This is a genomic window from Variovorax sp. 278MFTsu5.1 (assembly GCF_048305045.1).
In the GTDB taxonomy this organism is placed as follows: Bacteria; Pseudomonadota; Gammaproteobacteria; order Burkholderiales; family Burkholderiaceae_C; genus Variovorax; species Variovorax guangxiensis.
Map to the genome: position 1 here is coordinate 6,709,762 of NZ_CP157622.1, position 23,171 is coordinate 6,732,932.

Annotated in this window: 24 protein-coding genes; 13 read left to right on the forward strand and 11 right to left on the reverse strand. The window is 69.2% G+C overall.

Going from position 1 to position 23,171, the window contains the following annotated elements; genetic code table 11:
- Positions 1–63: 63 nt before the first annotated feature.
- On the forward strand, positions 64–735 hold the full coding sequence (locus tag ABL844_RS31330; protein ID WP_418130036.1) for an RraA family protein: 672 nt from the start codon (positions 64–66) through the stop codon (positions 733–735).
- 33 nt (positions 736–768) lie between these two features.
- Here the strand turns inward: ABL844_RS31330 and ABL844_RS31335 are convergent, their stop codons facing one another.
- From ABL844_RS31335 to recA, 3 genes are read right to left on the reverse strand one after another with little or no spacing between them, the layout of a single operon-like run.
- Complete coding sequence (locus tag ABL844_RS31335; protein ID WP_418118488.1) at positions 769–1,203, reverse strand: SRPBCC family protein; 435 nt, start codon at positions 1,201–1,203, stop codon at positions 769–771.
- Entirely contained in the window at positions 1,181–1,645 is a 465-nt protein-coding gene (recX, locus tag ABL844_RS31340) for a recombination regulator RecX (RefSeq protein WP_126021027.1), read from the reverse strand. Before recX ends, ABL844_RS31335 begins: the two co-directional genes overlap by 23 nt.
- A 42-nt stretch (positions 1,646–1,687) precedes the next feature.
- Positions 1,688–2,791 carry a recombinase RecA gene (gene recA / locus ABL844_RS31345; RefSeq protein WP_184639288.1) on the reverse strand — a complete coding sequence of 368 codons (1,104 nt, stop codon included), beginning with the start codon at positions 2,789–2,791 and terminating at the stop codon, positions 1,688–1,690.
- A gap of 146 nt (positions 2,792–2,937) precedes the next feature.
- Between recA and ABL844_RS31350 the strand changes: the two genes are divergently transcribed.
- The 3 genes from ABL844_RS31350 to ABL844_RS31360 all read left to right on the forward strand — a co-directional run bounded on the left by ABL844_RS31350 (position 2,938) and on the right by ABL844_RS31360 (position 5,665).
- Positions 2,938–3,423: a MarR family winged helix-turn-helix transcriptional regulator gene (locus ABL844_RS31350; RefSeq protein WP_126021025.1), complete on the forward strand. Its 486-nt coding sequence runs from the start codon at positions 2,938–2,940 to the stop codon at positions 3,421–3,423.
- A gap of 72 nt (positions 3,424–3,495) precedes the next feature.
- Entirely contained in the window at positions 3,496–4,167 is a 672-nt protein-coding gene (locus tag ABL844_RS31355) for a response regulator transcription factor (protein ID WP_126021024.1), read from the forward strand.
- A gap of 55 nt (positions 4,168–4,222) precedes the next feature.
- Positions 4,223–5,665 (forward strand): sensor histidine kinase N-terminal domain-containing protein, encoded by a 1,443-nt coding sequence (locus ABL844_RS31360; RefSeq protein WP_418130037.1) that lies wholly within the window; start codon positions 4,223–4,225, stop codon positions 5,663–5,665.
- An 18-nt stretch (positions 5,666–5,683) separates the two neighbouring features.
- On the opposite strand, the gene ABL844_RS31365 is transcribed toward ABL844_RS31360, so the two are convergent.
- From ABL844_RS31365 to ABL844_RS31375, 3 genes are read right to left on the reverse strand one after another with little or no spacing between them, the layout of a single operon-like run.
- Complete coding sequence (locus ABL844_RS31365; protein ID WP_126021022.1) at positions 5,684–5,884, reverse strand: sporulation protein; 201 nt, start codon at positions 5,882–5,884, stop codon at positions 5,684–5,686.
- Between the two features lie 8 nt (positions 5,885–5,892).
- The gene (locus tag ABL844_RS31370) at positions 5,893–6,708 is read right to left on the reverse strand and encodes a biotin--[acetyl-CoA-carboxylase] ligase (protein WP_418130038.1); all 816 of its coding nucleotides are present in this window, start codon (positions 6,706–6,708) and stop codon (positions 5,893–5,895) included.
- 2 nt (positions 6,709–6,710) lie between these two features.
- Positions 6,711–7,409, reverse strand: a complete 699-nt coding sequence (locus ABL844_RS31375) for an SET domain-containing protein (protein WP_418130039.1) — start codon at positions 7,407–7,409, stop codon at positions 6,711–6,713.
- Between the two features lie 181 nt (positions 7,410–7,590).
- Between ABL844_RS31375 and ABL844_RS31380 the strand changes: the two genes are divergently transcribed.
- The 3 genes from ABL844_RS31380 to ABL844_RS31390 all read left to right on the forward strand — a co-directional run bounded on the left by ABL844_RS31380 (position 7,591) and on the right by ABL844_RS31390 (position 11,832).
- On the forward strand, positions 7,591–10,539 hold the full coding sequence (locus tag ABL844_RS31380; RefSeq protein WP_418130040.1) for a DNA topoisomerase III: 2,949 nt from the start codon (positions 7,591–7,593) through the stop codon (positions 10,537–10,539).
- Between the two features lie 2 nt (positions 10,540–10,541).
- The gene (locus ABL844_RS31385; RefSeq protein ID WP_418130041.1) at positions 10,542–11,525 is read left to right on the forward strand and encodes a tripartite tricarboxylate transporter substrate binding protein; all 984 of its coding nucleotides are present in this window, start codon (positions 10,542–10,544) and stop codon (positions 11,523–11,525) included.
- 115 nt (positions 11,526–11,640) lie between these two features.
- Positions 11,641–11,832: a hypothetical protein gene (locus tag ABL844_RS31390; protein ID WP_184639854.1), complete on the forward strand. Its 192-nt coding sequence runs from the start codon at positions 11,641–11,643 to the stop codon at positions 11,830–11,832.
- 7 nt (positions 11,833–11,839) lie between these two features.
- Here ABL844_RS31390 and ABL844_RS31395 read toward each other — a convergent pair whose 3' ends face one another.
- On the reverse strand, positions 11,840–12,469 hold the full coding sequence (locus ABL844_RS31395; protein ID WP_260319324.1) for a TetR/AcrR family transcriptional regulator: 630 nt from the start codon (positions 12,467–12,469) through the stop codon (positions 11,840–11,842).
- 75 nt (positions 12,470–12,544) lie between these two features.
- On the opposite strand from ABL844_RS31395, the gene ABL844_RS31400 reads away from it, so the two are divergent.
- Both ABL844_RS31400 and ABL844_RS31405 read left to right on the forward strand, forming a co-directional pair.
- Positions 12,545–13,381 carry a thioesterase family protein gene (locus tag ABL844_RS31400; RefSeq protein ID WP_418130042.1) on the forward strand — a complete coding sequence of 279 codons (837 nt, stop codon included), beginning with the start codon at positions 12,545–12,547 and terminating at the stop codon, positions 13,379–13,381.
- Positions 13,382–13,415: 34 nt separating this feature from the next.
- The gene (locus tag ABL844_RS31405; RefSeq protein ID WP_418130043.1) at positions 13,416–15,056 is read left to right on the forward strand and encodes an acyl-CoA dehydrogenase family protein; all 1,641 of its coding nucleotides are present in this window, start codon (positions 13,416–13,418) and stop codon (positions 15,054–15,056) included.
- Positions 15,057–15,075: 19 nt separating this feature from the next.
- On the opposite strand, the gene ABL844_RS31410 is transcribed toward ABL844_RS31405, so the two are convergent.
- Positions 15,076–15,969 carry a gamma-glutamyl-gamma-aminobutyrate hydrolase family protein gene (locus tag ABL844_RS31410; protein ID WP_369660336.1) on the reverse strand — a complete coding sequence of 298 codons (894 nt, stop codon included), beginning with the start codon at positions 15,967–15,969 and terminating at the stop codon, positions 15,076–15,078.
- A gap of 140 nt (positions 15,970–16,109) precedes the next feature.
- On the opposite strand from ABL844_RS31410, the gene ABL844_RS31415 reads away from it, so the two are divergent.
- Complete coding sequence (locus ABL844_RS31415; protein WP_418130044.1) at positions 16,110–17,165, forward strand: sugar phosphate isomerase/epimerase family protein; 1,056 nt, start codon at positions 16,110–16,112, stop codon at positions 17,163–17,165.
- Positions 17,166–17,228: 63 nt separating this feature from the next.
- Here the strand turns inward: ABL844_RS31415 and ABL844_RS31420 are convergent, their stop codons facing one another.
- Both ABL844_RS31420 and ABL844_RS31425 read right to left on the reverse strand, forming a co-directional pair.
- A complete protein-coding gene (locus ABL844_RS31420) occupies positions 17,229–17,657 on the reverse strand; it encodes a hypothetical protein (RefSeq protein WP_418118500.1) in 429 nt (142 codons plus the stop codon).
- Between the two features lie 142 nt (positions 17,658–17,799).
- Positions 17,800–19,098 carry an aspartate aminotransferase family protein gene (locus ABL844_RS31425; RefSeq protein WP_418118501.1) on the reverse strand — a complete coding sequence of 433 codons (1,299 nt, stop codon included), beginning with the start codon at positions 19,096–19,098 and terminating at the stop codon, positions 17,800–17,802.
- Positions 19,099–19,217: 119 nt separating this feature from the next.
- Between ABL844_RS31425 and ABL844_RS31430 the strand changes: the two genes are divergently transcribed.
- Entirely contained in the window at positions 19,218–19,700 is a 483-nt protein-coding gene (locus ABL844_RS31430) for an Lrp/AsnC family transcriptional regulator (protein WP_418118502.1), read from the forward strand.
- Here ABL844_RS31430 and ABL844_RS31435 read toward each other — a convergent pair whose 3' ends face one another.
- The gene (locus ABL844_RS31435; RefSeq protein ID WP_418130045.1) at positions 19,701–21,161 is read right to left on the reverse strand and encodes a PLP-dependent aminotransferase family protein; all 1,461 of its coding nucleotides are present in this window, start codon (positions 21,159–21,161) and stop codon (positions 19,701–19,703) included.
- 86 nt (positions 21,162–21,247) lie between these two features.
- Between ABL844_RS31435 and ABL844_RS31440 the strand changes: the two genes are divergently transcribed.
- A complete protein-coding gene (locus ABL844_RS31440; protein ID WP_418123414.1) occupies positions 21,248–22,504 on the forward strand; it encodes an MFS transporter in 1,257 nt (418 codons plus the stop codon).
- Between the two features lie 350 nt (positions 22,505–22,854).
- Positions 22,855–23,142 (forward strand): translation initiation factor IF-1, encoded by a 288-nt coding sequence (gene infA, locus ABL844_RS31445; protein ID WP_093195906.1) that lies wholly within the window; start codon positions 22,855–22,857, stop codon positions 23,140–23,142.
- Positions 23,143–23,171 lie beyond the last annotated feature (29 nt).

The window sequence follows — 23,171 nt, forward strand, 5'->3', positions numbered from 1 at the left end:
CATTGGCCCGATCGTTAATCTCATTCGTGAAAAGTGTTTTTATAAAGAAAACAGGATTCACACATGGCCCAGACTCCCGACACGCCGCCGGCCTCCCAGCTCGCCCGCCTGCAGGCCTGCTACACCGGCGTCCTTCATGACGTGATGCGCGCCGCGGGGCTGCGCGACTTCACGCTGCCGCCCACGCTGCGTCCGCTGATCCCCGGCCAGAAACTCTGCGGGCCGGCCTTCACGGTGAACGGCCGCGTCGACCCCGCGGCCGATCCGCACGAGACGCTGATGGCGTGGACCGGCTTTCTCTCGCGCGCCAGGCCGGGCCACATCGCGGTGATCCAGCCGAACGACTCGACCGTCTCGCACATGGGCGAACTCTCGGCCGAGACGCTGGGCCGCAAGGGCGTGCTGGGCGTGATCGCCGACGGCGGCGTGCGCGACGCCGAATTCATCATCCGGCAGGGCTTCCAGGTGTGGCACCGCTACTTCACGCCGCGCGACATCGTGGGCTACTGGCTGCCCGAGGCGATGGAGGTGCCGGTGCGCATCGGCGAGGTCACGGTGAACCCGGGCGACCTGCTGCTGGCCGACACCGATGGCGTGATCCGCCTGCCGCTCGCGCAAGCCGAGTCCATCATTGCCGAGGCCGAGCACATGATGGGCCGCGAGAACCTCGTGCGCACCGCCATCCTCGCGGGCACCGACCCGCAGGAGGCCTACCTGAAATACCGCAAGTTCTGAGCGCCGCCGGCTGCCGCGCCTGCGATCGGACAGTCAATCTGCCTCGAGCAGGTCGCGCAGGGTCCGCAGGTCGCGGGCGATCCACTGCGCATCGCGCTCGAAGGCCGCGTCGTCCATGTGCGGCTGGCGCAGCAGCGTGAACTGCAGCTCGCAGGCATCCGGCGCGACGCCGATCACGCGCAACGGCAGGTAGACCTCGGGCACGCCCTCGGGCGCCACCCAGTGGTCGAGCACGCCGAAGTCGTTGCGCGGCGCGAAGCGCATGCGGGCCTCGCCGCTCTCGGGCGTGCGCACGATCCAGTGGTCGCCGTGCGGTACCAGCGCGCTTTTCGCGAGGCCACTGGCCCATTCGGGAAGCCGCCTCGGATCGGCCGCCAGCACATAGGCGCGACGCCACTCGCAAGCGACGCGCTGCGTGATGACGCGGGACTGCGCCGCGCCCTCTTCACTGTTCTTGTGCTGCTTCATCGAAATCGCTCCTGAGCACCTTGGAGACGACGGCGCCGGAGAAGCCGCGCGCCATCAGGAATCGCATCTGCTTCGCGCGCTCCTTCGCATCGGCGGGCGGAGCGTCGAATCGGCGGCGCCAGACGGCCGTGGCGCGCTCGACCTCTGTTTCCTGCAGGCTGGCCACCGCCTCGGCGACGGCTTGGGGCGCGATACCCCTGGCCTGCAGTTCCTGCCTCACCCGCAGCGCGCCCGAACTGGCCGCGCGCTGGTGCAGCACCGAAGCCACCACGCGCGGCTCGCTGATGAAGTCCTTGGCCTCCAGTTCATCGAGCGCCTTCGCCAGCGTGCCGGGCTCTTCCTCGTGCTTCGCCAGCTTGCGCTCCAGCTCTGCGCGCGAATGCTCGCGCTGGCTCAGCAGGCGCAGCGCGCGGCCTTTGAGGGATGGGGCGTCGAATGCCATGCGGGGTCGCCGGCGCGGCCCCGAGAGCCGCGCCCTGACTGGTTACTCGCCCTTCTCTGCCTTGTCGGCCTTGGCCGCCTTCTGCGGCTTCTCGGCGACGTCGTCGGCATCGGCGGCCAGCAGCGGCACGCCCAGCGACTCGCGCACCTTGTTCTCGATCTCGCGCGACAGCGAGGGGTTCTCGCGCAGGAACTCGCGGGCGTTGTCGCGGCCCTGGCCGATCTTCTCGCCGTTGTAGGCGTACCAGGCGCCCGACTTGTCGATGATCTTGGCGTTCACGCCCATGTCGATGATCTCGCCCTCGCGGCTGATGCCCTCGCCGAACAGGATGTCGAACTCGGCCGTCTTGAACGGAGGCGAGACCTTGTTCTTCACCACCTTCACCTTGGTTTCGTTGCCGATGGCCTCGTCGCCCTTCTTGATGGTGCCGATGCGGCGGATGTCCAGGCGCACCGAGGCGTAGAACTTCAGCGCGTTGCCGCCGGTGGTGGTTTCGGGCGAGCCGAACATCACGCCGATCTTCATGCGGATCTGGTTGATGAAGATGACCATGCAGTTGGTCTTCTTGATCGTGGCGGTGAGCTTGCGCAGCGCCTGGCTCATCAGGCGGGCCTGCAGGCCGGGCAGCGAGTCGCCCATCTCGCCTTCGATTTCGGCCTTGGGCGTGAGCGCGGCGACCGAGTCGACCACGATCAGGTCGACGGCGCCCGAGCGCACCAGCGAATCGACGATCTCGAGCGCCTGCTCGCCGGTGTCGGGCTGGCTGATCAGCAGGTCCGACAGGTTCACGCCGAGCTTCTGGGCGTATTGCACGTCGAGGGCGTGTTCGGCGTCGACGAAGGCGCAGGTGCCGGCCTGCTTCTGCATGGCGGCGATGACCTGCAGCGTGAGGGTGGTCTTGCCCGAGGATTCAGGGCCGTAGATTTCGACGACGCGGCCGCGCGGCAGGCCGCCGACGCCCAGGGCGATGTCCAGGCCCAGCGAGCCGGTAGAGACCACCTGGATGTCCTCCAGCGCCTCGCCCTCGCCCAGCCGCATGATGGTGCCCTTGCCGAACTGCTTTTCGATCTGGGCCAGCGCGGCCTGCAGGGCTTTGGCCTTCTCGCTGTTGGCGCCGATGTTCGAACCCTTGACTGCTGCGTCCATGTGAAAAACTCCTTGAAGATCAATGGCTTGTCTGTGACACCATCCATCTGCGTTTAACTACAGGCTGGATGCTTGAACAGTAGTGTAGGGGCTGATTCCTCGGCGTAAACCTGTTTTTTGGTCAGTTTGCTTTACCATTCGGCGCCATGGCCGAAGCCCCCTTTCCCGCCGACCAGGACGCCTGGCGCCAGACCCACCTGGGCCGCCTGCTGGGCCACGCCATGCGCCGCTTCGACGAGCGCGTGCTGGAGCTGATGGCGCACGACGTCGAAGTGCCGCTGGCCCTGTCGAACCTCGCGGCGCGCGCGCAGGTGAGCGCGGCGCACATCCACATCACGCGGCACCTGTCGCGCGAGGGCTCGCGCCTCACCGAACTGGCCGAGCGCGCCGGCATGACCAAGCAGGCGATGGGCGCGCTGGTCGACCAGTGCGAGGCCTGGGGGCTGGTCACGCGCGGGCCCGATCCGCTGGACGCGCGGGCGCGGCGCGTGCTCTTCACCGCCGACGGGCTCGCCTGGTTGGACGCCTTCCGCGGCGCGGTGACGCAGGCCGAGAAGGAGTTCAGGAGCAGCGTGGGCGACGAGATCGCCACCGTGGTAACCATCGGACTCGAAGCCTATACGGCGGGCTAGACTCCTGCGAAGAGACAACCGTGAACGGCGCCCCGAGGACGCCCGACACCTGAAACAGGCCGGAGGTGACGCATGCGGATTCTGATTGCCGAAGACGACCAGGTGCTGGCCGATGCCCTGCTGCGCAGCCTGCGCACCTCGGGCGCGGCGGTCGACCACGTGGCCAACGGCTCGCAGGCCGACACCGCGCTCATGACCCATGACGAATTCGACCTGCTGATCCTCGACCTCGGGCTGCCCAGCCTGCACGGCATCGAGATCCTCAAGCGGCTGCGCGCGCGCGGCTCGCAACTGCCGGTGCTGGTGCTCACCGCCGCCGACAGCGTGGAGGAGCGCGTCAAGGGCCTCGACCACGGCGCCGACGACTACATGGCCAAGCCCTTCAGCCTGCAGGAGCTCGAGGCACGCGTGCGCGCCCTCACGCGGCGCGGCATGGGCGCCACCAGCAACACCATCCGCCACGGCCCGCTGGTGTACGACCAGGCCGGCCGCGTGGCCACCATCGACGGCAAGATGATCGAACTCTCGGCGCGCGAGCTCGGCCTGCTCGAAGTGCTGCTGCAGCGCGCCGGCCGGCTGGTGAGCAAGGACCAGCTGGTCGACCGCCTGTGCGAATGGGGCGAGGAGGTGAGCCTCAACGCCATCGAGGTCTACATCCACCGGCTGCGCAAGAAGATCGAGAAGGGCCCGGTGCGCATCGCGACGGTGCGCGGGCTGGGCTACTGCCTCGAAAAGATCCAGTGACGACCACACGGCAGCCGCCACGCGCGGGCGGCGGCACGCCAGAGGAATCGGCGCGATGAAGTTGTTCCAGCGCGCGCAGCGCTCCCTGTTCGGCGAGATCCTCGACTGGATGCTCACGCCGCTGCTGCTGCTGGTGCCGGTGAGCATCGGCGTCACCTGGCTGGTGGCGCAGGGCATCGCCAACGCGCCCTACGACCGCGCGCTGGAGCACAACGTGAAGGCGCTGGCCGAGCTGGTGACGGTGAAGGAGGGACACGCGCAGTTCGTGCTCTCGCAGTCGGCGCGCGAGATCCTGCGCGCCGACGAGACCGGCCACGTCTACTACCAGCTGCTCGACGGCTACGACAACCTGCTCAGCGGCGAGCGCGACATCCCGCAGCCCGGCCTCGACGAGCCGCTGCCGCCCGGCCAGGTCTTCCTGCACAACAGCGACGTGCACGGCCAGCCGGTGCGCGTGGCCTCGATGTGGATCGCCAGCGGCACCGACGACGTGCCGCCCACGCTGCTGCAGCTGGCCGAGACGCGCGAGAAGCAGTCGGTGCTGGCGGCCGAGATCATCAAGGGCGTGCTGCTGCCGCAGTTCGCCATCCTGCCGCTGGCGGTGCTGCTGATCTGGCTGGCGCTGGTGCGCGGCATCAAGCCGCTGTCGGTGGTGGAGGCGCGCATCCGCGAGCGCCGCCCGGGCGACTTGAGCCCGCTGGACGAATCCTCGGTGCCGCTGGAAGTGGTGCCGCTGGTGTCCTCGGTGAACGAGCTGCTGGACAAGCTCAACGACTCCATCGGCACGCAGAAGCGCTTCCTGGCCGACGCGGCGCACCAGCTGAAGACGCCGCTGGCGGGCCTGCGCATGCAGGCCGACCTGGCGCAGCGCGAGGGCGCCAACGCCGACGAGCTGAAGCAGTCGCTCAAGCAGATCGGCCGCGCGAGCAAGCGCGCCACGCACACGGTGAACCAGCTGCTGTCGCTGGCGCGCGCCGAGGGCAACAGCGCCAACGCGCACCACCAGCCCTGCGACCTCGCGAAGCTGACCATCGAGGTGGTGCGCGAGGCGGTGCCCCGCGCCATCGAGAAGCGCATCGACCTGGGCTACGACGGCGTCGAGCCCGGCGCGCCGGGCGTGGCGTTCGACGGCAACCCCACGCTGCTGAAGGAGCTGGTGCGCAACCTGGTCGACAACGCCATCAACTACACGCCCTCGACGCCCGAGCGCCCCGGCCTGATCACCGTGCGCGTGCTGGCCGACCCCTTCGGCCACGTGCTGCTGCTGCAGGTGGAGGACAACGGCCCCGGCATCGCCGAGGCCGACCGCGAACTGGTGTTCGAGCCCTTCTACCGCGTGCTCGGCAACGAGGCCGACGGCTCGGGGCTGGGCCTGCCGATCGTGCTGGAGATCGCGAACCAGCACCGCGCGCAGGTGAAGCTGGAAGACGCGCATCCCGGCAAGCAGCCACCGGGCGCGCTCTTCACGGTGCGATTCGAAGGCGAGCAGCCGTCCTGAGACGGCAGCGGGAGTTCGTCAGGGCGCCGGCGCGGCGGCCTTCGGCGCTTCCTTGCGGATCTGCAGCCACTCGGGGTGGATCTGCCGCGCCATGCGCTGCGGCTCGCGCTCCGCGAGGCTGGCCGGCGCGAGCCCGAAGCCCGCGAGATCGCCGCGCGCCCAGAGAAAGTAGCCGGCATTGGCCAGCAACAGGACGACGAGGAGCAGGCGCAGCTTCATGGTGGCGGTCAGAAAGACATGCCGCGAGGGCGCACGCTCACTTCATCGCTGGAAATGAGCTGCAGGCCGGCGTCGGTGCGCACCTGCAGTTCGCCGCCCCAGGCCACGCCCTCGCACAGGCCTGCGGTGCCGTCGCTGAGCGCCACCTCGCGCCCGCGCAGCACGTCGCGCGCGGCAAAACGTTCGGCGAAAGGAGCAAAGCCGCGGGCCTCGAAGTCGAGCACCGTCCGCACCAGCGGCTCGGCCAGTTCGGCCAGCACCTCGGGAGCACTGGCTCCAGGACGCCACTGGTGCAGCCATGCCGGCGGCGTGCGCATGCCGTCGCCCTCGCGCGCGCCGATGTTGATGCCGATGCCGATCACCACATAGCGCGACGCATCCGGGCCGCCATCGGAGGGCAGGGCGGTTTCGATGAGGATGCCGACCAGCTTGCGGTCGTCGACCCACACGTCGTTGGGCCACTTGAGGCCGATCTTGTGCGCGCCCGAGGGGTCGAGCCCCTCGGCCACCGCCACGCCGACGGCCAGCGACAGGCCCGACCAGTCGGCAGGTGCGAGCGGCATGCCCAGCGAGAAGGTCAGCGAGACAGCCGCATCCTGCTGCGCACCGCTCTGCCAGGGGCGCCCGAGCCGGCCGCGCCCGGCCGTCTGGCGCTCGGCCACGAGCAGCACGGGCTCGACGCGACCGGCGCGCGCGCGGCGCATCAGCTCGGTGTTGGTGGAATCTATTTCCGCCACCGCCTCGACCGCGAAGCCGGGCACCAGCGGCGCGACCGACGCGGCGATCCGGTCCTGGAACCAGTCGGCGGTGCTGCTGCTGTCCATGGTCAGTCCTTTGCGGACTTGTCTTTCTTCGCGGATTTCTTTTCCGCTTTCGCCTCAGCCTTCTTTTCGGCCTTTTTGGCTTCCTTTTTCTTCGCTTCTTTTTTCTCGGCCTTTTTCTTTTCGGCTTTTTTCTTTGCCTTCTTCTTCTTTTTCTTTTCCTCGTCCTCATCCTTGGGTGTCAGCAGCGTGCCGCGGCACTGCTCCGAGCCGCACCAGCAGGGAAATTCGGAAAGCAGCTTGGGCGTGTACGGCTCGTCGATGATCAGGCCGTAGTCGTAGTTGAGCTCCTCGCCGGCGGCGATGTTGCGCAGCGCCTTGATATAAACGCGCCCATCGACCTCGTCGGCTTCGCAGTTCGGCTCGCACGAGTGGTTGATCCATCGTGCATCGTTGCCCTTGACGTTGCCGTCGATCACGCGGCCGTCGTCGATGTGGAAGTAGAAAGTGTGGTTCGGCTGGGTCGGGTCGTGCGGATGGCGGCGCAGCGCCTCCTTCCAGCTGATGACTTCGCCCTTGTATTCGATCAGCGTCTCGCCTTCGGCCAGGTCCTGCACGGCGAACACGCCGTTGCCGTGGACATCGGAGCGCCGCATCTGGATGCGGCGGCCGGCGGAACGGTCCTTGGCGGACTTCGCATCCGCCTCGGGGAGCGCGGTGGCCTGCGAATCACGACCGGCCGGAAGTGGGGATTTGGAAGGCATCGCCGAAGTCTGTTAGTTTGAATATGCACACACATGCGCGTGTGCGCGTGCGCACGCGGGAAGCCGCAGATTGTATGTGGCCCCCACGCTCCCGCACTGCGTGCCGTCGCTGCCCCCCGAGGGGGCCGCAGGCCGCCTTGGGGCGGCCCGGCGCCGGCCCGAATTTTTTTAGGAACTGTTGATGAAGACGTTGGTAATCGCAGAAAAGCCGTCGGTGGCGCAGGACATCGTCCGCGCCCTCACGCCGGTGGCGGGGAAATTCGACAAACATGACGAGCATTTCGAGAACGACAGCTATGTCGTGACCAGCGCTGTCGGTCACCTGGTCGAAATCCAGGCGCCCGAGGAATTCGACGTCAAGCGCGGCAAGTGGAGCTTCGCCAACCTGCCGGTGATTCCGCCGCACTTCGACCTGAAGCCCGTCGACAAGACCAAGACGCGCCTGAACGCGGTGGTCAAGCAGGCCAAGCGCAAGGACGTGAAGCAGCTCATCAACGCATGCGACGCGGGGCGCGAGGGCGAGCTGATCTTCCGCCTGATCGAGCAGTACGCGGGCGGCAAGTCGGGGCTGAACAAGCCGGTCAAGCGCCTCTGGCTGCAGTCGATGACGCCGCAGGCCATCCGCGAGGGCTTCGACGCGCTGCGCACCGAGAAGCAGATGCAGGGCCTGGCCGATGCCGCGCGCTCGCGCTCGGAGGCCGACTGGCTGGTGGGCATCAACGGCACGCGCGCCATGACCGCCTTCAATTCGCGCGATGGCGGCTTCTTCCTCACAACCGTGGGGCGCGTGCAGACGCCCACGCTGTCGGTGGTGGTGGAGCGCGAGGAGCAGATCCGCAAGTTCGTCTCGCGCGACTACTGGGAAATCCACGGCACCTTCGCGGCCGAGGCCGGCGAGTACCCGGGCAAGTGGTTCAACCCCGACTGGAAGAAGGCGAACGCACCGCTCTTGCCCAACGGCGAGCCCGACCCCGAGCAGCGCGCCGACCGCGTCTGGAACGAGCAGGAAGCCCGCGCCATCGCCGATGCCGCGCGCGGCAAGCCGGCCACCGTCACCGAAGAGAGCAAGCCCACCACGCAGGCCTCGCCGCTGCTGTTCGACCTGACCTCGCTGCAGCGCGAAGCCAACAGCCGCTTCGGCTTCAGCGCCAAGACCACGCTGGCGCTGGCGCAGAGCCTGTACGAGCGCCACAAGGCGCTGACCTACCCGCGTACCGATTCGCGCGCGCTGCCCGAGGACTACCTGCCGGTGGTCAAGCAGACCATGGGCATGCTCGCCAACAGCGGCATGAAGCACCTTGCGCCCTTCGCCCAGCAGGCGGTGGACGGCAACTACGTGAAGCCCAACAAGCGCATCTTCGACAACGCGAAGGTGTCGGACCACTTCGCCATCATCCCGACGCTGCAGGCGCCCAGCGGCCTGAGCGAGGCCGAACAGAAGCTCTACGACTTCGTCGTGCGGCGCTTTCTCTCGGTGTTCTTCCCGAGCGCCGAATACCAGGTGACCACGCGCATCAGCACGGTGGAGCAGGGCGGCAAAAAGTACCCGTTCCGCACCGACGGCAAGGTGCTGGTGAAGCCGGGCTGGCTCGCCATCTACGGCAAGGAAGCGCAGGACGACGAGAAGGAAGACGACAAGGACGGCAAGCGCCTCGTGCCGGTGAAGCCGGGCGAGATCGTGAAGGCCGAGTCGGTCGACACCAAGGGCCTGAAGACGCGCCCGCCGGCACGCTACTCCGAAGCCACGCTGCTGGGCGCCATGGAAGGCGCGGGCAAGACCATCGACGACGACGAGCTGCGCGAGGCCATGCAGGAGAAGGGCCTTGGCACGCCTGCCACGCGCGCGGCCACCATCGAAGGGCTGATCGCCGAGAAGTACATCCTGCGCGAGGGCCGCGAGCTCATCCCCACGGCCAAGGCCTTCCAGCTCATGACGCTGCTGCGCGGCCTGGGCGTGGAGGAACTCTCCAAGGCCGAGTTGACCGGCGAATGGGAATACAAGCTCGCGCAGATGGAGAAGGGCGCGCTCAGCCGCGACGCCTTCATGCGCGAGATCGCCGAGATGACGCAGCACATCGTCAAGAAGGCCAAGGAATACGACCGCGACACCGTGCCCGGCGACTACGCCACGCTGCGCACGCCGTGCCCCAACTGCGGCGGCGTCGTGAAGGAAAACTACCGCCGCTATGCCTGCACCGGCAAGAGCGGCACGGGCGAGGACGCCTGCGGCTTCTCGTTCGGCAAGTCGCCCGCCGGTCGCACCTTCGAAGTGGAAGAGGCCGAGGCGCTGTTGCGCGACAAGCACATCGGCCCGCTGGAGGGCTTCCGCTCCAAGGCCGGCTGGCCGTTCACCTCCGAGATCGTCATCAAGTTCGACGAGGAGGCGAAGAACTGGAAGCTGGAGTTCGACTTCGGCGACGACAAGAACGAGGAAAGCGGCGAGATCGTCGACTTCAGCGAGCAGGACACCGTCGGCCCCTGCCCGGTGTGCGGCGCGCCGGTGTTCGAGCACGGCAGCAACTACGTCTGCGAGAAGTCGGTGCCGACCAATTCGCAGCCCACGCCGAGCTGCACCTTCAAGACCGGCAAGATCATCCTGCAGCAGCCGGTGGAGCGCGCGCAGATGGAGAAGCTGCTGGCCACCGGCAAGACCGACCTGCTCGACAAGTTCGTGAGCATGCGCACGCGCCGCCCCTTCAAGGCCTTCCTGACCTGGAACGCGGAAGAGGGCAAGGTGACCTTCGAGTTCGCGCCGCGCGAGGGGGGCAGCAAGTTCCCGCCGCGCAAGACCTTCGCCGGCAAGACCGCCGCCGCCAAGAAGACGGCAGCGGCGAAGAAGACGCCCGCGGCCAAGAAGGCACCGGCCGCGAAGAAGGCCGCCGCGCCGCGCAAGACCGGCGCGGGCCTCAAGCCCAGCGACGCACTCGCGGCGGTGATCGGCAACGAGCCGGTCGCGCGCACCGAAGTCGTGAAGAAGCTCTGGGACTACATCAAGGCCAACGGCCTGCAGGACGCCAAGGACAAGCGCTCGATCAACGCCGACGCCAAGCTCAAGCCGGTGTTCGGCAAGGACCAGGTGACGATGTTCGAGCTCGCGGGCATCGTGGGCAAGCACCTCTCGGCGCCCTGAGCATGCTGCGCAGACACTTCGCCACGAGCGTGGCACTGTCCCTCGCGGTGCTCGGCGGCATGGGCGCGGCGCACGCCGCCGCGTGGCCCGACAAGCCGATCAAGCTGGTGGTGCCGTTCCCGCCCGGGCAAGCCACCGACATCTTCGCCCGCGCCCTGGCCGAGCAGCTCGGCAAGCGGCTGGGCCAGCCGGTGGTGGTCGACAACAAGGCCGGCGCCGGCAGCAACATCGGCACCGAGTTCGTGGTGCGCTCGCAGCCCGACGGCTACACGCTGGTGGTGGCGGGCAGCGCGATGGCGGTGAACCAGACGCTCTACGCCAAGCCGGGCTTCGACCCGCGCAAGGACCTGGTCGGCATCTCGCTCGTCGCCAAGGTGCCGCTGGTGTTCCTGGCCACGCCCGAGAGCGGCATACGCACGCTGGCCGAGCTCACCGCGCGCGCCAAGGCCGAACCCGGCCGGCTGAGCTACGCGAGCGCCGGCATCGGCGGCACGCAGCATCTGTCGGGCGAGATGTACAAGGCGGCGGCGCATGTGTTCGTCACGCACATTCCGTACCGGGGCAGCGGCCCTGCGCAGTCGGACTTCCTGGGCAACCAGGTGCCGCTGATGATCGACTCGGTGACGGCCGCGCTGCCGCACATCAAGTCGGGCCGGGCGGTGCCGCTGGCCGTGACCTCGGCCACGCGCTCCTCGCAGCTGCCCGACGTGCCCACGGTGCGCGAAAGCGGCGTGGCCGGTACGAAGAACTTCGAGGCGGTCGGCTGGCTCGGCCTCATGGCGCCGCGCGGCACGCCGGGCGAGATCGTCGAGCGCCTGAACCGCGAGGTGACCGACATCCTGAAGAGTGAGCAGATGGCGCGCTTCATCCGCGAGCGCGGCGCCGAGCCCGCACCGACGACACCGGCCGAATTCGACCGCTTCGTGGCGAGCGAGATCGGCGTGTGGGGCGCTGCGGTGAAGGCTTCGGGCGCCAAGGCCGAATAGGGCACCGGGCAGGTCGGCGCCGTCAACAACCCTGTCGGCGCCGGGTCTGTTTGTTACAGGCCGTCCCGGCCGCCGGGCCTATAGTGGCCCGGACCCCACCATCCAGGAGATTCCGTTGAAGTCGTCTTTCATCGCAGCCGCATTCGCGATCGCAATGGGCGTGCTGGCCACGGGCTGCGCCGGCACGGGTTCCGCCGGCAACCCCGGTTCCTCGGCCGCGACGCCAACCAGCGGCAGCGGCGTCACGGTGTTCGGCACCATCGACGCCAGCGTCAGCGGCTACAAGAACAGCAGCAGCCCGCGCTGACCCTCGTTCAGGCCACGCCCTTCAGGTAGCCATGCAGCGCGGCACGCAGCTGCCGTGACAGCGCCTGCAGGTCGGGCCGCCCGCCCGTGCCGATGTGCAGGTGCGCGAACAGGCCGTAGATGATGGTCTGGCACACGCGGGCGACTTCCTTCTTCTGGCAGTCCGGCGACAGGTCGATGGCCGCGTCGAGCACGCCCACCCACTCGGCCACGAAACGGTCGTACATCTTGCGGTAGGCCTCGGGGCCCGAGAGGTGCCGCTCCAGCAGGTAGTGCGCGCCCCAGGCAAGGGGCTGCGCGCGGTGCGCCTCCAGCTGCGCGTCGATCACCGCGTCCACGATCTGCGCGAGCGGCCGGCCCGCGTGCGCGGCGACGGCCGCTCGCATGTCCAGCAGCAGCGCCTTGGAGCGCAGGTGCAGGCACACGCGCGCCAGGTCGTCCTTGCTCGCGAAGTATTCGTAGAAGCTGCCGAGCCCCGTGCCCGCCACCGACACGATCTCGCGGATGGTGATGGCGGCGTAGCCCTTCTCGACCAAAAGCCGAACAAAGGCTTCCTGCAGCGCCTGCGAGGTGTGGCGCGCGCGGGACTGGCGCGGCTTTCGCCTCGGGACGGCGGCCGGGGCGCGGGCGGTCGCCATCAGCGCGGCGGAACCCGAACACCTCGCGGGCGGGTTGTTCCTAGAATTTTTGGACCCATCGAACGGCATTCTGCAATGGCCCACGCCCCCGACGACTCCGACGAATCCCGCCCCGCCGTCTACACCTCGCAAGGCGAGGACGCATGGCTTCCCAGCGAACACTCGCGCGGCCCCTGGGACCCGCGCGCGCAGCACGGCGGCGCGCCCGCCGCGCTGCTGGTGCACGTGGCCGAGCGCGCCGCGCCGGGGCCGGGCTGGCAGCTGGCGCGGCTCACGCTCGAGCTGGTGAAGCCGGTGCCGCTGGCGCCGCTCGTCACACGCACGCAGGTGCAGCTCTCGCGCTCCACGGTGCGCGTGGGCATCGACCTGCTGGCGGGCGAGGTGCTGGTGGCGCGGGCGCACGCGCTGCTGCTGGCGGGACAGTCGCTGGCGCTTCCGCCCGGCCTGCCGGGCTGGCCACAGGAGCCGCTGCGGCCGCTGCCGCGCGACTGCACCGAGCGCGTGCGCATTCCGGGCCTGCCACAGGGCACGTCGTTCTACGGCACGGCCATGGAGACGCGCGTGGCCGAGGGCGATTCGACCCGGCCGGGCCCTTGCTCCGCATGGTTCCGCCTCGCGGTGCCGCTCTTGCACGGCGCGGCCACCTCGCCCGCCATGCGCGCCGCGGCGGCGGCCGACTTCGGCAACGGCCTGAGCTGGGTGCTGCCGGCCGAGCGCTACCTGTTCACCAACGCCGACCTGAGCCTGAACCTGTTCCGCGTCCCGCAGGGCGAGTGGATCGGCCTGCGCTCGGCCTCCGAGGTGCACGGCGGCGGCGCGGGCCTGGTCGTGTCCCACCTCTTCGACGAGCAGGGCCCGATCGGCATCGCCACCCAGACACTGGTGCTGCGCGAGCGGCCCGCCGGCGCCTGAATCGCCCACGGACAGAACCCAAGGAGAGACAAGCATGTCCACCACCGGCATCCACCCCGACAACCAGGTCCCCGAACTCAAGGATTACAACGTCTACACCAGCGACCCCACGCTGCGCGCCTCGGTGGCGCGCGGCGGTGCCGCATGGCGCGACGAGGAACTGGCGCGCCAGGGCGCGGAGTACGGCGCCGAGGCCACGCTGCGCGCCGCGGAAGACGCCAACCGCCACGAGCCCGAGCTGCACACCCACTCGCGCACCGGCGAGCGCATCGACCAGGTGAGCTTCCACCCCGCCTGGCACACGATGATGGGCATCGCCCGGCGCAACGGCATCGCCAACCTGCCGTTCTTCGACGAGCGGCCCTCGGCCTGGGTGGGCTACGGCGCGTCGCTGTACATGCACAGCCAGATCGAGTCGGGCTCGACCTGCCCGACCACCATGACCAAGGCCTGCATCCCGGTGGTGCGGCGCAACGCGGCGCTGTATGCCGCGCTGCGCGACAAGCTGGCGTCGAACGAGCACGACGCGCGCGACATTCCGCTCGTAGGCAAGACCTCGATCACCGTCGGCATGGGCATGACCGAAAAGCAGGGCGGCAGCGACGTGCGCACGAACACCACGCGCGCCGTGCCGGCCGGCGCCGGACCGTGGGGCGAGGAGTTCCTCATCACCGGCCACAAGTGGTTCTTCTCCGCGCCGATGTGCGACGGCCACCTGGTGCTGGCGAAGACCGACGAGCACGGCTCCTCGTGCTTCTTCGTGCCGCGGTGGCGGCCCGACGGCGGCAAGAACGCGGTGCACATCCAGCGGCTGAAGGACAAGGTCGGCAACCGCTCCAATTCGAGCAGCGAAGTCGAGTTCAAGGATGCCTGGGGCGTGCTCGTGGGCGACGAGGGCCGGGGCATCCCGACCATCATCGAGATGGCGACCGTGACGCGGCTCGATTGCGCGCTGGCCAGCGCCGGCTTCATGCGCCAGGGCTTCGCGCAGGCGCTGCACTACGCGCGCAACCGCCACGCCTTCGGCAAGGCGCTGGCCGACCAGCCGGTGATGACCGCGCTGCTGGCCGACATGGCGCTCGAGTCGCAGGCCGCCACGCTGCTGGCGATGGGGCTGGCCTCGCGCTTCGGCTCGACAGCGCCGCTGGACACCGCCTGGCGCCGTCTGCTCACGCCCGCCGCCAAGTTCTGGAACTGCAAGCGCGCGGTGGCGCTCACCGGCGAGGCGATGGAAGTGTTCGGCGGCAATGGCTATGTGGAAGAAGGGCCGATGGGCCGGCTCTTCCGCGAGGCGCCCGTCAACTCGATCTGGGAAGGCTCGGGCAACGTGATGTGCCTGGACGTGCTGCGCGCCGTCTCGCGCAACCCCGATGACGTGCACCTCGTGCTCGACCAGCTGCATGAAGTCGCCACCGGCGAGCCCCGCGTGCAGGACGCGCTGCAGGCCGTGCGCAAGATGACGCAGCTGCCGCCGCAAGAGCTGGAGCAGCAGGCCCGCCGCTTCACGCAGCGCCTGGTGCTGGCCGCGCAGGCCTGCCTGATGCTGGAGCACGCGAGCGCGCAGGAGTCGGCCGCGTTCCTGTCGAGCCGTTTCGACCCCGACTGGGGGCCGGTGACGGGCATCAGTGCCGGCACTTCCGATCCGGCGGCGCTGCTGCGCGCCGCGTGGCGCTGAACGCCCGGGGGCGCGCCGCCTAACCCCGCCTTCTCAGCAGCGCCTGCCGCAGCACCCGCGCGGCGCGGTCGCGGATCTTGCCGGGGCCGGAGCGCGGCGTGGTCTTCGGCGCGACCTTGGCGGTGGCGCAGGCCCAGAGGAAGTCGTGCAGGATGGGCGTGTCGTCCACCGTCTCGGTGCTGCCGTACTTGTGGAACTCGGGGTGCCACTGGGTGGCCGAGATGTAGCTGCGGCCCTTCTCGGGGCGGCGGCGGATGGCCTCGGGCACGCGGTCGGGCAGGCTCCAGGCCTCGATCTCGAAGCCCGGCGCGAGCCCCTTGATGCCCTGGTGATGGATGCTGTTGACGCGCGCCGTGCGTACGTGCGGATAAAGCTTGGAAAGCCGCGTGCCCTCGACGATCTCGATGTCGTGGAAGTTCTGGTCGTAGGTCACGGGGTCGCGATGCTTCAGCGTCTGGGGGTGGCCGTGCTGCTCCTCGATGTCCTGGTAGAGCGTGCCGCCGAAGGCCACGTTGATGAGCTGCAGCCCCCGGCACACGCCGAAGATGGGCTTGCCGGCCTGCTCGAAGGCTTCGACCAGCGCGAGGTCGTAGAGGTCGCGGATGCGGTCGCCGATCCAGGCGTCCTTCAGTGGCACCTCGCCGTAGCTGCCGGGCCAGACGTCGGCGCCGCCGTGCATCACCACGCCGTCGAGCCACTCGGCGTAGTGCGACAGCTTGGTGTCGCCGCGCGCGGTCTCGCCGGTGGGGCAGGGCACCATCACGACCATGGCGCCGGCGGACATGAGCCAGTGCGCGATCGACTGCTCGACGTACTGCAGGGTCTTGTTGGTGAAGAGCGAGCGGGCCGGGTCGGCATGCGAGAAGCAGGCGGACAGGCCGATCTTGAGCCTGGCGGAAACAGGTTGTGTCATCGCTGGACTGTCGTCGGTGGCAACCGGACGGGTGATGCGGAAAGGAAAGTCCATTTTGGCTCGTTGGCCTCTCGCGCGGGGTCGGACGACACGCCAAGTATGCTTTCAACGCTGCCCCAACGTACAAGGAAGACAAGCCGATGAAAACCATCAAGGGCCCAGCCATATTCCTGGCCCAGTTCGCGGGAGACGCCGCCCCCTTCAACACCCTCGACGGCATTGCCGGCTGGGCCGCCGGCCTGGGCTACAAGGGCGTGCAGATCCCGAGCTGGGACGCCCGCCTGTTCGACCTCAAGAAGGCAGCCGAAAGCAAGACCTACTGCGACGAGGTGAAGGGCACGCTGGCGGGCCACGGCCTGCAGATCACCGAACTGTCGACCCACCTGCAGGGCCAGCTGGTGGCGGTGCACCCGGCCTACGACGCGGGCTTCGACGGCTTCGCGGCGCCCGAGGTGCGCGGCGACCCGGTGCGGCGCCAGCAGTGGGCCGTCGAGCAGCTGCACCTGGCGGCCCGCGCCTCGGCCAACCTGGGACTCACGGCGCACGCGACCTTCTCGGGCGCGCTGGCCTGGCCGTACCTCTATTCGTGGCCGCCGCGCCCGCCGGGACTGATCGAGGAAGCCTTCGACGAGCTCGCGCGCCGCTGGCGCCCCATCCTCGACGCCTTCGACGCCGTGGGCGTGGACGTGGGCTACGAGATCCACCCCGGCGAAGACCTGCACGACGGCGTGAGCTACGAGATGTTCCTGGAGCGCGTGAACAACCACCCGCGCGCCTGCCTGCTGTACGACCCGAGCCACTTCATGCTGCAGCAGCTCGACTACCTGGCCTACATCGACCACTACCACGAGCGCATCAAGATCTTCCACGTGAAGGATGCCGAGTTCAATCCGACCGGCAAGCAGGGTGTGTACGGCGGCTTCCAGAGCTGGATCAACCGGGCCGGGCGCTTCCGCTCGCTGGGCGACGGGCAAGTGGACTTCAAGGCCATCTTCTCGAAGATGGCGCAGTACGACTTCCCGGGCTGGGCGGTGCTGGAGTGGGAGTGCTGCATCAAGCACCCCGAGGACGGCGCGCGCGAGGGCGCGAAGTTCATCGCCGACCACATCATCCGCGTGGCCGACCGCGCCTTCGACGACTTCGCCGCTGGTGGAGTGGACGTGGCGGCGAACAAGCGGATGCTGGGGGTCGGCTAGGCCCGCCCGAACCGGGCCGAACAGTTGTTCCGAGGGGTTGGTCTTCGCCCCTTCAGGAAACTCTCAGGCCGCCTTGAATCGCTCGATGCACGCGCGAGATGCGGCGATCTGGCGGTCGAACTTCAAGACGCCTGAGTAGTCCGATTTATCGACACGGAAGTCACCGTTATCGAAGACGTAGCCCACCAGAAACTGGGAGTTGGCAAACGCAATATCGATGCGGGTGTTATCCGCGCGTCGGGTCTGCCGAACATGTCCAAGCAGCACGTCTTCCATCGGGCTCGTAAATGCATCATTGACGCAATCCACCATCTGCGCGTGGGCGTCCTTGCGAAAACTTCCCTGCAGGACCGGTTGAAATTTCTCGGGCGCCCAGACAGTGTTCGTGCTCTTCTGAAACTCGCCGGTGGCTACCGCCGTACAGCCTGACAGGGCCGCGGCCAAGCACAACACGACTGCAATTTCGGCCTTCCGGGCCCGCAGCTTCTGCATCTCTTCTCCTCTTGCTTGCGCGCCTCTTCGGGCGCAAAAAATCCAGAGCCCAGTCTAATCAGGCCCCGATCACTGTGCCAAGTATGCAGAGATGCCGAGTGCATCAGCCCTTTCCGTCTCCAGAAGCGGCGCAAGCCGGCCCTTAGCCCACCGACCGGATCGCGTCGTCGAGTATTTCGAGGCCGCGGTCGAGCTCGGCCTCGCTCACGTTCAGCGGCGGCGCGATGCGCCACACGGCCGCCATGCCGCCGACGGACACGATGTTCATGCTCAGGCCGCGCTCCATGCAGGCGTCGGTGATGGCCCGGCCGCGCTCGGCGTCGGGCTCGCGGGTCTCGCGGTCCTTCACGAGTTCGACGCCCTGCAGCAAGCCGTGGCCGCGCACGTCGCCGATCACCTCGTGGCGGGCCTTCAGCGTCTCCAGGCCCTGGCGCAGGCGCCGGCCCATTTCGGCCGCGCGGCGGGCGAGGTCTTCCTCCTCCAGCACGTCGAGCACGGCCAGCGCCACTTCGGCCGGCAGCGGGTCGGACACGTGCGAGGTGACATGCACGAAGCCCTTGTCGTGGCAGTCCTGCTCGATGGCCTCGCTGGTGATGGCCGCGCCGATGGCGACACCGCCGCCCAGCGTCTTCGACACGGTGAGGATGTCGGGCACCACATCGGCCTGCTCGAAGGCGAAGTTGGCGCCCATGCGGCCGAAGGCGGTCTGCGCCTCGTCGAGGATCAGCAGCATGCCGCGCTCGCGGCACTTCTCCTTGAGCTTGGGAAAGTAGCCCCCGGGCGGCACGATCACGCCGCCCGAGCTGAGCACCGGCTCGGCGATGAAGGCGGCGAGCGAGCCGCTGGATTGCGCGTCGACCATGTCGAAGCCGACGTCGAGGCAGGTGGTGTCGCAGGCATCGCGGCAGTGGCGCACCGGACAGCGGTAGCAGTTGGGCGCCGGAATGGACATGGTGCCGGGCTTGCGCGGCCCGTAGTCCACGTGATGCCTGCCGGCGAAGGTGAGCGAGGCGATGCCGCCGGTCACGCCGTGCCAGCCGCCGTTGAGGCCCACGATCTCGTAGCGGCCGGTGGTCAGCCGCGCCATGCGCACCGCCGCCTCGTTGGCCTCGCCGCCGGTGGAAAGAAAAAGCGACTTCGACAACGACGGCGGCAGCATCGACGCCAGCCGCCCGGCCAGCGCGGGCACCGCCGGCCCGACGAAGCCGCTGTAGAGGTGCAGCGCGCCCTCGCAGGCCTTCTGGATGGCCGCGACGATGCGCGGATGGTTGTGGCCGATGGTGGCGCACATCTGGCCGGAGGTGAAGTCCAGGATCTCGCGGCCGTGCTGGTCCCACAGCGTGGCGCCGCGCGCCTTGACGATCACGTGCGGGCTCAGGCCCATGCCGTAGCGCACGAGGTGCCTGGCGGCCGCCGGGTCGTAGGTTGCGCCTTCTGCCATCGGATGCTCCTTTTCGTGGGGATGCGGGCAGCGTATCCAGCGGCCGGAGAATCCGGTGTCGTTGTGCAGGCCCCAAAGCGCATCCGATTGCACGGGCGTTGCGCCACACTGGCGGCACCATGAAGACCGGCACCCTCGATCTCGATCGCATCGACCAGAGCATCCTCGCCGAGCTGCAGGCCGACGCGGGCCTGCAGAACCAGGCGCTGGCCGAGCGCGTGAACCTCTCGCCCTCGGCCTGCCTCAAGCGCGTGCAGCGGCTGCGGCGCTCGGGCGTGATCCGCGAGGAGGTGGCGATCCTCGACGCCGCGCGCGTGGGCTTTCCGGTGCTGGTGATCTCGCGCGTGTCGCTGCGCAGCACCACGCGCGAGGCGATACAGGCCTTCGAACGCAAGGTGCACGCGCTGCCGCAGGTGCTGCAGTGCCACTGCGTGGCGGGCGACACCGACTTCGTGCTTGTGATCTGCGCGCGCTCGCTGCCCGAGTACCAGGCCTTCGCGCAGGAGCAGCTGGGCGACGCGCTGGAGCTGGAGAACTATTCGAGCGACGTGGTGCTGTCGACCACCAAGTTCACCACGCAACTGCCGCTGGACCGGGCCTAGCTACAGCAGCCCCGCAAGCCGCCGGATCGCCCCGTCGATCTGCGCCTCGCCGATCAGCCCGTAGCCGAAGGCCAGCCCGTTGGGCGTGCCGGGCGCCAGCGGATCGAGCGCGAAGCGCGACAGCGGCGGCAGCGTGATGCCGGCCGCCGCGGCGCGCTCGACCACGGTGAAGTCGCGCGTGTCGCCATGCAGCCGTGCCGACAGGTGCAGGCCGGCGCTCGACGGAATCGTCTCGAGCCGGCCCGCGCCGTGGCGCGCCAATGCCTCCAGCAGGGCGGTGCGCCGCGCGCCGTAGAGCTTGCGCATCTTGCGGATGTGGCGCGCGAGGTGCCCCTCGGCGATGAAGGCCGCAAGCGCCTCCTGCCCGAGCACGGGGCCGTGCCAGTCGGCCAGCTCGCGCGATCGCACCAGCGCCGCGCGGGCCCAGGGCGGCGCCACCACGAAGCCCAGGCGCAGCGCGGGAAAGAGGCTCTTCGAGAAGGTGCCAACGTAGAAGACCGACTCGGCGCGGTCCAGCGTCTGCAGCGCGTCGAGCGGGCGGCCCACGAAGCGGAACTCGCTGTCGTAGTCGTCCTCGACGATCACCGCGTTGCGCTCGCGTGCGAAAGCCAGCAGCGCGGCGCGGCGCTGCGGCGACATCGCGACGCCGGTGGGGAACTGGTGCGAGGGCGTCACGCAGACCACGCGCGCCTCGGGCGGAATGCGCTCCACGCACAGGCCCTCGGCGTCGGTGGGCACCGTCACCACCCTCGCGCCTGCCGCCAGCATGGCCTCGCGCAGCGAGGGATAGAAAAGCTGCTCCACCGCGACCACGGTGCGCCCCGGCACGACCAGGATGCGCGCGAGCAGCCCGAAGGCCTGCTGGGCGCCGGCCGTGACCACGACGTCGTCGGCCGTGCAACCGACCGCGCGGGTGAACGACACATGCCCGGCGATGGCTTCGCGCAGCGCGGCCTGGCCCTGCGGATCGGCGTAGTCGGCCGTCTGGCGCGCGACGCGGCGCAGGGCGCGGTCGCTCAGGCGGCGCCAGATGTCGAAGGGGAACAGGCTCACGTCGGGCAGGCCGACGCGGAAGTCGTCGCGCGCGGGCGGCGGCTGCAGGGTGGGAGCGAGGTCGGCGCCGGGGACGCTCGCGGGCACGAGGCGGGGGTCGCGGCCGGCGGCCAAGGCTCTCCTGGGGGCAGGGCGCCGTCGGGACGCCGGCAGCGTGTCGGCCACGTAGGTGCCGGCGCCCGGCCGGGCGAGCAGGTAGCCCTCGCCCAGCAGCAGGTCGTAGGCCGCCAGCATGGTGTTGCGCGACACGCCCAGCCGCTGCGCCAGCGCCCGCGTGGCGGGCAGGCGCGCGCCGGGCTGCAGCCGGCCATCGAGGATGGCTGCGCGCAACTGGCGGTGCAGCTCGCGCAGCAGGTCGCGCGAGCCGGCGGGCGGCAGGCGGATGGCGAGTTCGAAAAGTGGCTCCATGAACTTCGCCTATTGTGGTTCTTTTGAAGAGCCACTTGCAAACCTATTCTGGAGGCACTGAACACACTTTCCACGGAGTCATCGTCATGAACAACACGGCTCTTTCCTCTTCCTCCTCCGCGCCGCAACCGGCCGAGCGCCTGCCGCTGAGCCTGGGCTGGCTCGCGCTGGGCGCCTTCGCCATCGGCACCGAGAGCTTCATGGTCGCGGGGCTGCTGCCGGTGCTGGCAGCCGACCTGCAGATCAGCGCCGCGCGCGCCGGGCAGCTGGTGCTGCTGTTCGCGCTGAGCTATGCGATCGGCTCGCCGCTGATGGCCGCGCTGCTGGCGCGCTTCGGACGCCGCCGGCTGCTGGTTGTCAGCCTCGCGGCCTTCTCTGGGATGACGCTGGCGGCCTCGATGGCGCACGGCTTCGTACAGCTGGCGCTGGCGCGCGTCGCGCTGGGGCTGGTGGCCGGCGTGTTCCTGCCGACGGCGAGCGCGGTGGCGGCGGTGATGGTGTCGCCCGCGCTGCGCGGCCGGGCGCTGGCGATCGTGACCGGCGGCGGCACGGTGGCGGTGGCGCTCGGCGTGCCGCTGGGCGCGTGGATCGCGGGCTGGGGCGGCTGGCGCACGGCCTACCTGCTGATCGCGGCGGTGGCGGCGCTCGCCACCTGGGGCCTCGCGCTGGGGCTGCCGCGCGAACTGGCGCAGGCACCGGTCGCCGAAAAGCGGGCACCGGCCTTCGCCATCGCCCGCGAACCGGGCGTGCTGCCGGGTTTGCTGGTCAGCCTGCTGTGGGCCACGGGCGGGTTCAGCTTCTACACCTACATCGCGCTTTTCCTCTCGCACACGCTGGGTTTCGGCGCTGAAGGCACGGGCGCGGTGTTCTTCGCCATCGGCGTCGCGGCGGCCATCGGCACCGCGGCCGGCGGCTGGGCCACCGACCACTTCGGCGCCGACCGCATGGCGCAGGGTTTCGCGCTGATGCTGGTGCTGATCCTGGGCGGGCTGTCGTTCGCGGCGCAGATGCTGCCGCACGGGCTGGCGCTGCCGGCGATCGTGGGCCTGTCGGCGCTCTGGGGCTTCGCGGGCTGGGGTTTCGGGCCGGCGCAGGCGGTGCGGCTGATCCGGCTGGCGCCGGAGCGCGCGCCGATGACGCTGTCGCTCAACGCCTCGGCGATCTACCTGGGCATCGCCGCGGGCTCGGGGCTGGGCGGGGTGGCGATCGAGCTGTTCGGCGTCGGCACGGTGGGCTGGGTGGGGGCGGCCTGCCAGTTCGCCGGCCTGATGCTGCTGCTGCTGCACGCCGGGCGCGCGCGGCCGGCGCCACTCCTGCTAAGCTATGCTTTCGATAGCAAATAGCGCTTGCACAACGGCCCTTCGGGGCCTTTTTCTTTTGGGCGTTGTTTTAAGACAAGCAACTGTCATGCCCTGCAAGCTATAATGTCGGGTTCGTTTCGATACCACGACGAAGAATTTCGTCAATCCCGCCTGCAAGCTGCGCTGCTCCCGGACTCTCCGGCCTCCCGCTCGGCAAGCCGGCATTCACAGTGTGTTGGAGCGCCAGACCGGCGCCCATGATGGCCACCACTGCCGTCGTTCCTGTTGAAGCGAATCGCGCGTCCGTCTCGCGCTCCCGTGCGCGGGCTGAAACAATCACACCAATTCAATCTCCAACACACATCGAACGAACGATTCAGAGGTAAGCACAGATGCCAAAGGAAGAACTGATCGAAATGAACGGCGCGGTGACCGAAGTCCTGCCGGACTCGCGCTACCGCGTCACGCTGGACAACGGCCATCAGCTGATCGCCTACAGCGGCGGCAAGATGCGCAAGCACCACATCCGCATCCTGGCCGGCGACAAGGTGTCGCTCGAGCTCTCGCCCTACGACCTGACCAAGGGCCGCATCACCTTCCGCCACCTGGAGCGCCGCGGCCCGCCGCCGACGAACTCCGGCTCCGGCGGCTCCGGCAACAACAACGCACCCCGCCGCTGATACGCCACCGACCGAAGGCCTTGCGACGC

What these genes read in the sequence shown, in the direction of transcription:
- ABL844_RS31400 (WP_418130042.1), top strand. Translation starts at nt 12,545, where the DNA reads ATGGCCCACGCCCCCGACGACTCCGACGAATCCCGCCCCGCCGTCTAC.
- ABL844_RS31415 (WP_418130044.1), top strand. Translation starts at nt 16,110, where the DNA reads ATGAAAACCATCAAGGGCCCAGCCATATTCCTGGCCCAGTTCGCGGGA.
- recX (WP_126021027.1), bottom strand. Translation starts at nt 1,645, where the DNA reads ATGGCATTCGACGCCCCATCCCTCAAAGGCCGCGCGCTGCGCCTGCTG.
- ABL844_RS31440 (WP_418123414.1), top strand. Translation starts at nt 21,248, where the DNA reads ATGAACAACACGGCTCTTTCCTCTTCCTCCTCCGCGCCGCAACCGGCC.
- ABL844_RS31405 (WP_418130043.1), top strand. Translation starts at nt 13,416, where the DNA reads ATGTCCACCACCGGCATCCACCCCGACAACCAGGTCCCCGAACTCAAG.
- ABL844_RS31350 (WP_126021025.1), top strand. Translation starts at nt 2,938, where the DNA reads ATGGCCGAAGCCCCCTTTCCCGCCGACCAGGACGCCTGGCGCCAGACC.
- ABL844_RS31425 (WP_418118501.1), bottom strand. Translation starts at nt 19,098, where the DNA reads ATGGCAGAAGGCGCAACCTACGACCCGGCGGCCGCCAGGCACCTCGTG.
- ABL844_RS31430 (WP_418118502.1), top strand. Translation starts at nt 19,218, where the DNA reads ATGAAGACCGGCACCCTCGATCTCGATCGCATCGACCAGAGCATCCTC.
- ABL844_RS31370 (WP_418130038.1), bottom strand. Translation starts at nt 6,708, where the DNA reads ATGGACAGCAGCAGCACCGCCGACTGGTTCCAGGACCGGATCGCCGCG.
- ABL844_RS31395 (WP_260319324.1), bottom strand. Translation starts at nt 12,469, where the DNA reads ATGGCGACCGCCCGCGCCCCGGCCGCCGTCCCGAGGCGAAAGCCGCGC.
- ABL844_RS31365 (WP_126021022.1), bottom strand. Translation starts at nt 5,884, where the DNA reads ATGAAGCTGCGCCTGCTCCTCGTCGTCCTGTTGCTGGCCAATGCCGGC.
- ABL844_RS31335 (WP_418118488.1), bottom strand. Translation starts at nt 1,203, where the DNA reads ATGAAGCAGCACAAGAACAGTGAAGAGGGCGCGGCGCAGTCCCGCGTC.
- ABL844_RS31380 (WP_418130040.1), top strand. Translation starts at nt 7,591, where the DNA reads ATGAAGACGTTGGTAATCGCAGAAAAGCCGTCGGTGGCGCAGGACATC.
- infA (WP_093195906.1), top strand. Translation starts at nt 22,855, where the DNA reads ATGCCAAAGGAAGAACTGATCGAAATGAACGGCGCGGTGACCGAAGTC.
- ABL844_RS31435 (WP_418130045.1), bottom strand. Translation starts at nt 21,161, where the DNA reads ATGGAGCCACTTTTCGAACTCGCCATCCGCCTGCCGCCCGCCGGCTCG.
- ABL844_RS31410 (WP_369660336.1), bottom strand. Translation starts at nt 15,969, where the DNA reads ATGACACAACCTGTTTCCGCCAGGCTCAAGATCGGCCTGTCCGCCTGC.
- ABL844_RS31420 (WP_418118500.1), bottom strand. Translation starts at nt 17,657, where the DNA reads ATGCAGAAGCTGCGGGCCCGGAAGGCCGAAATTGCAGTCGTGTTGTGC.
- ABL844_RS31375 (WP_418130039.1), bottom strand. Translation starts at nt 7,409, where the DNA reads ATGCCTTCCAAATCCCCACTTCCGGCCGGTCGTGATTCGCAGGCCACC.
- recA (WP_184639288.1), bottom strand. Translation starts at nt 2,791, where the DNA reads ATGGACGCAGCAGTCAAGGGTTCGAACATCGGCGCCAACAGCGAGAAG.
- ABL844_RS31360 (WP_418130037.1), top strand. Translation starts at nt 4,223, where the DNA reads ATGAAGTTGTTCCAGCGCGCGCAGCGCTCCCTGTTCGGCGAGATCCTC.
- ABL844_RS31330 (WP_418130036.1), top strand. Translation starts at nt 64, where the DNA reads ATGGCCCAGACTCCCGACACGCCGCCGGCCTCCCAGCTCGCCCGCCTG.
- ABL844_RS31355 (WP_126021024.1), top strand. Translation starts at nt 3,496, where the DNA reads ATGCGGATTCTGATTGCCGAAGACGACCAGGTGCTGGCCGATGCCCTG.
- ABL844_RS31385 (WP_418130041.1), top strand. Translation starts at nt 10,542, where the DNA reads ATGCTGCGCAGACACTTCGCCACGAGCGTGGCACTGTCCCTCGCGGTG.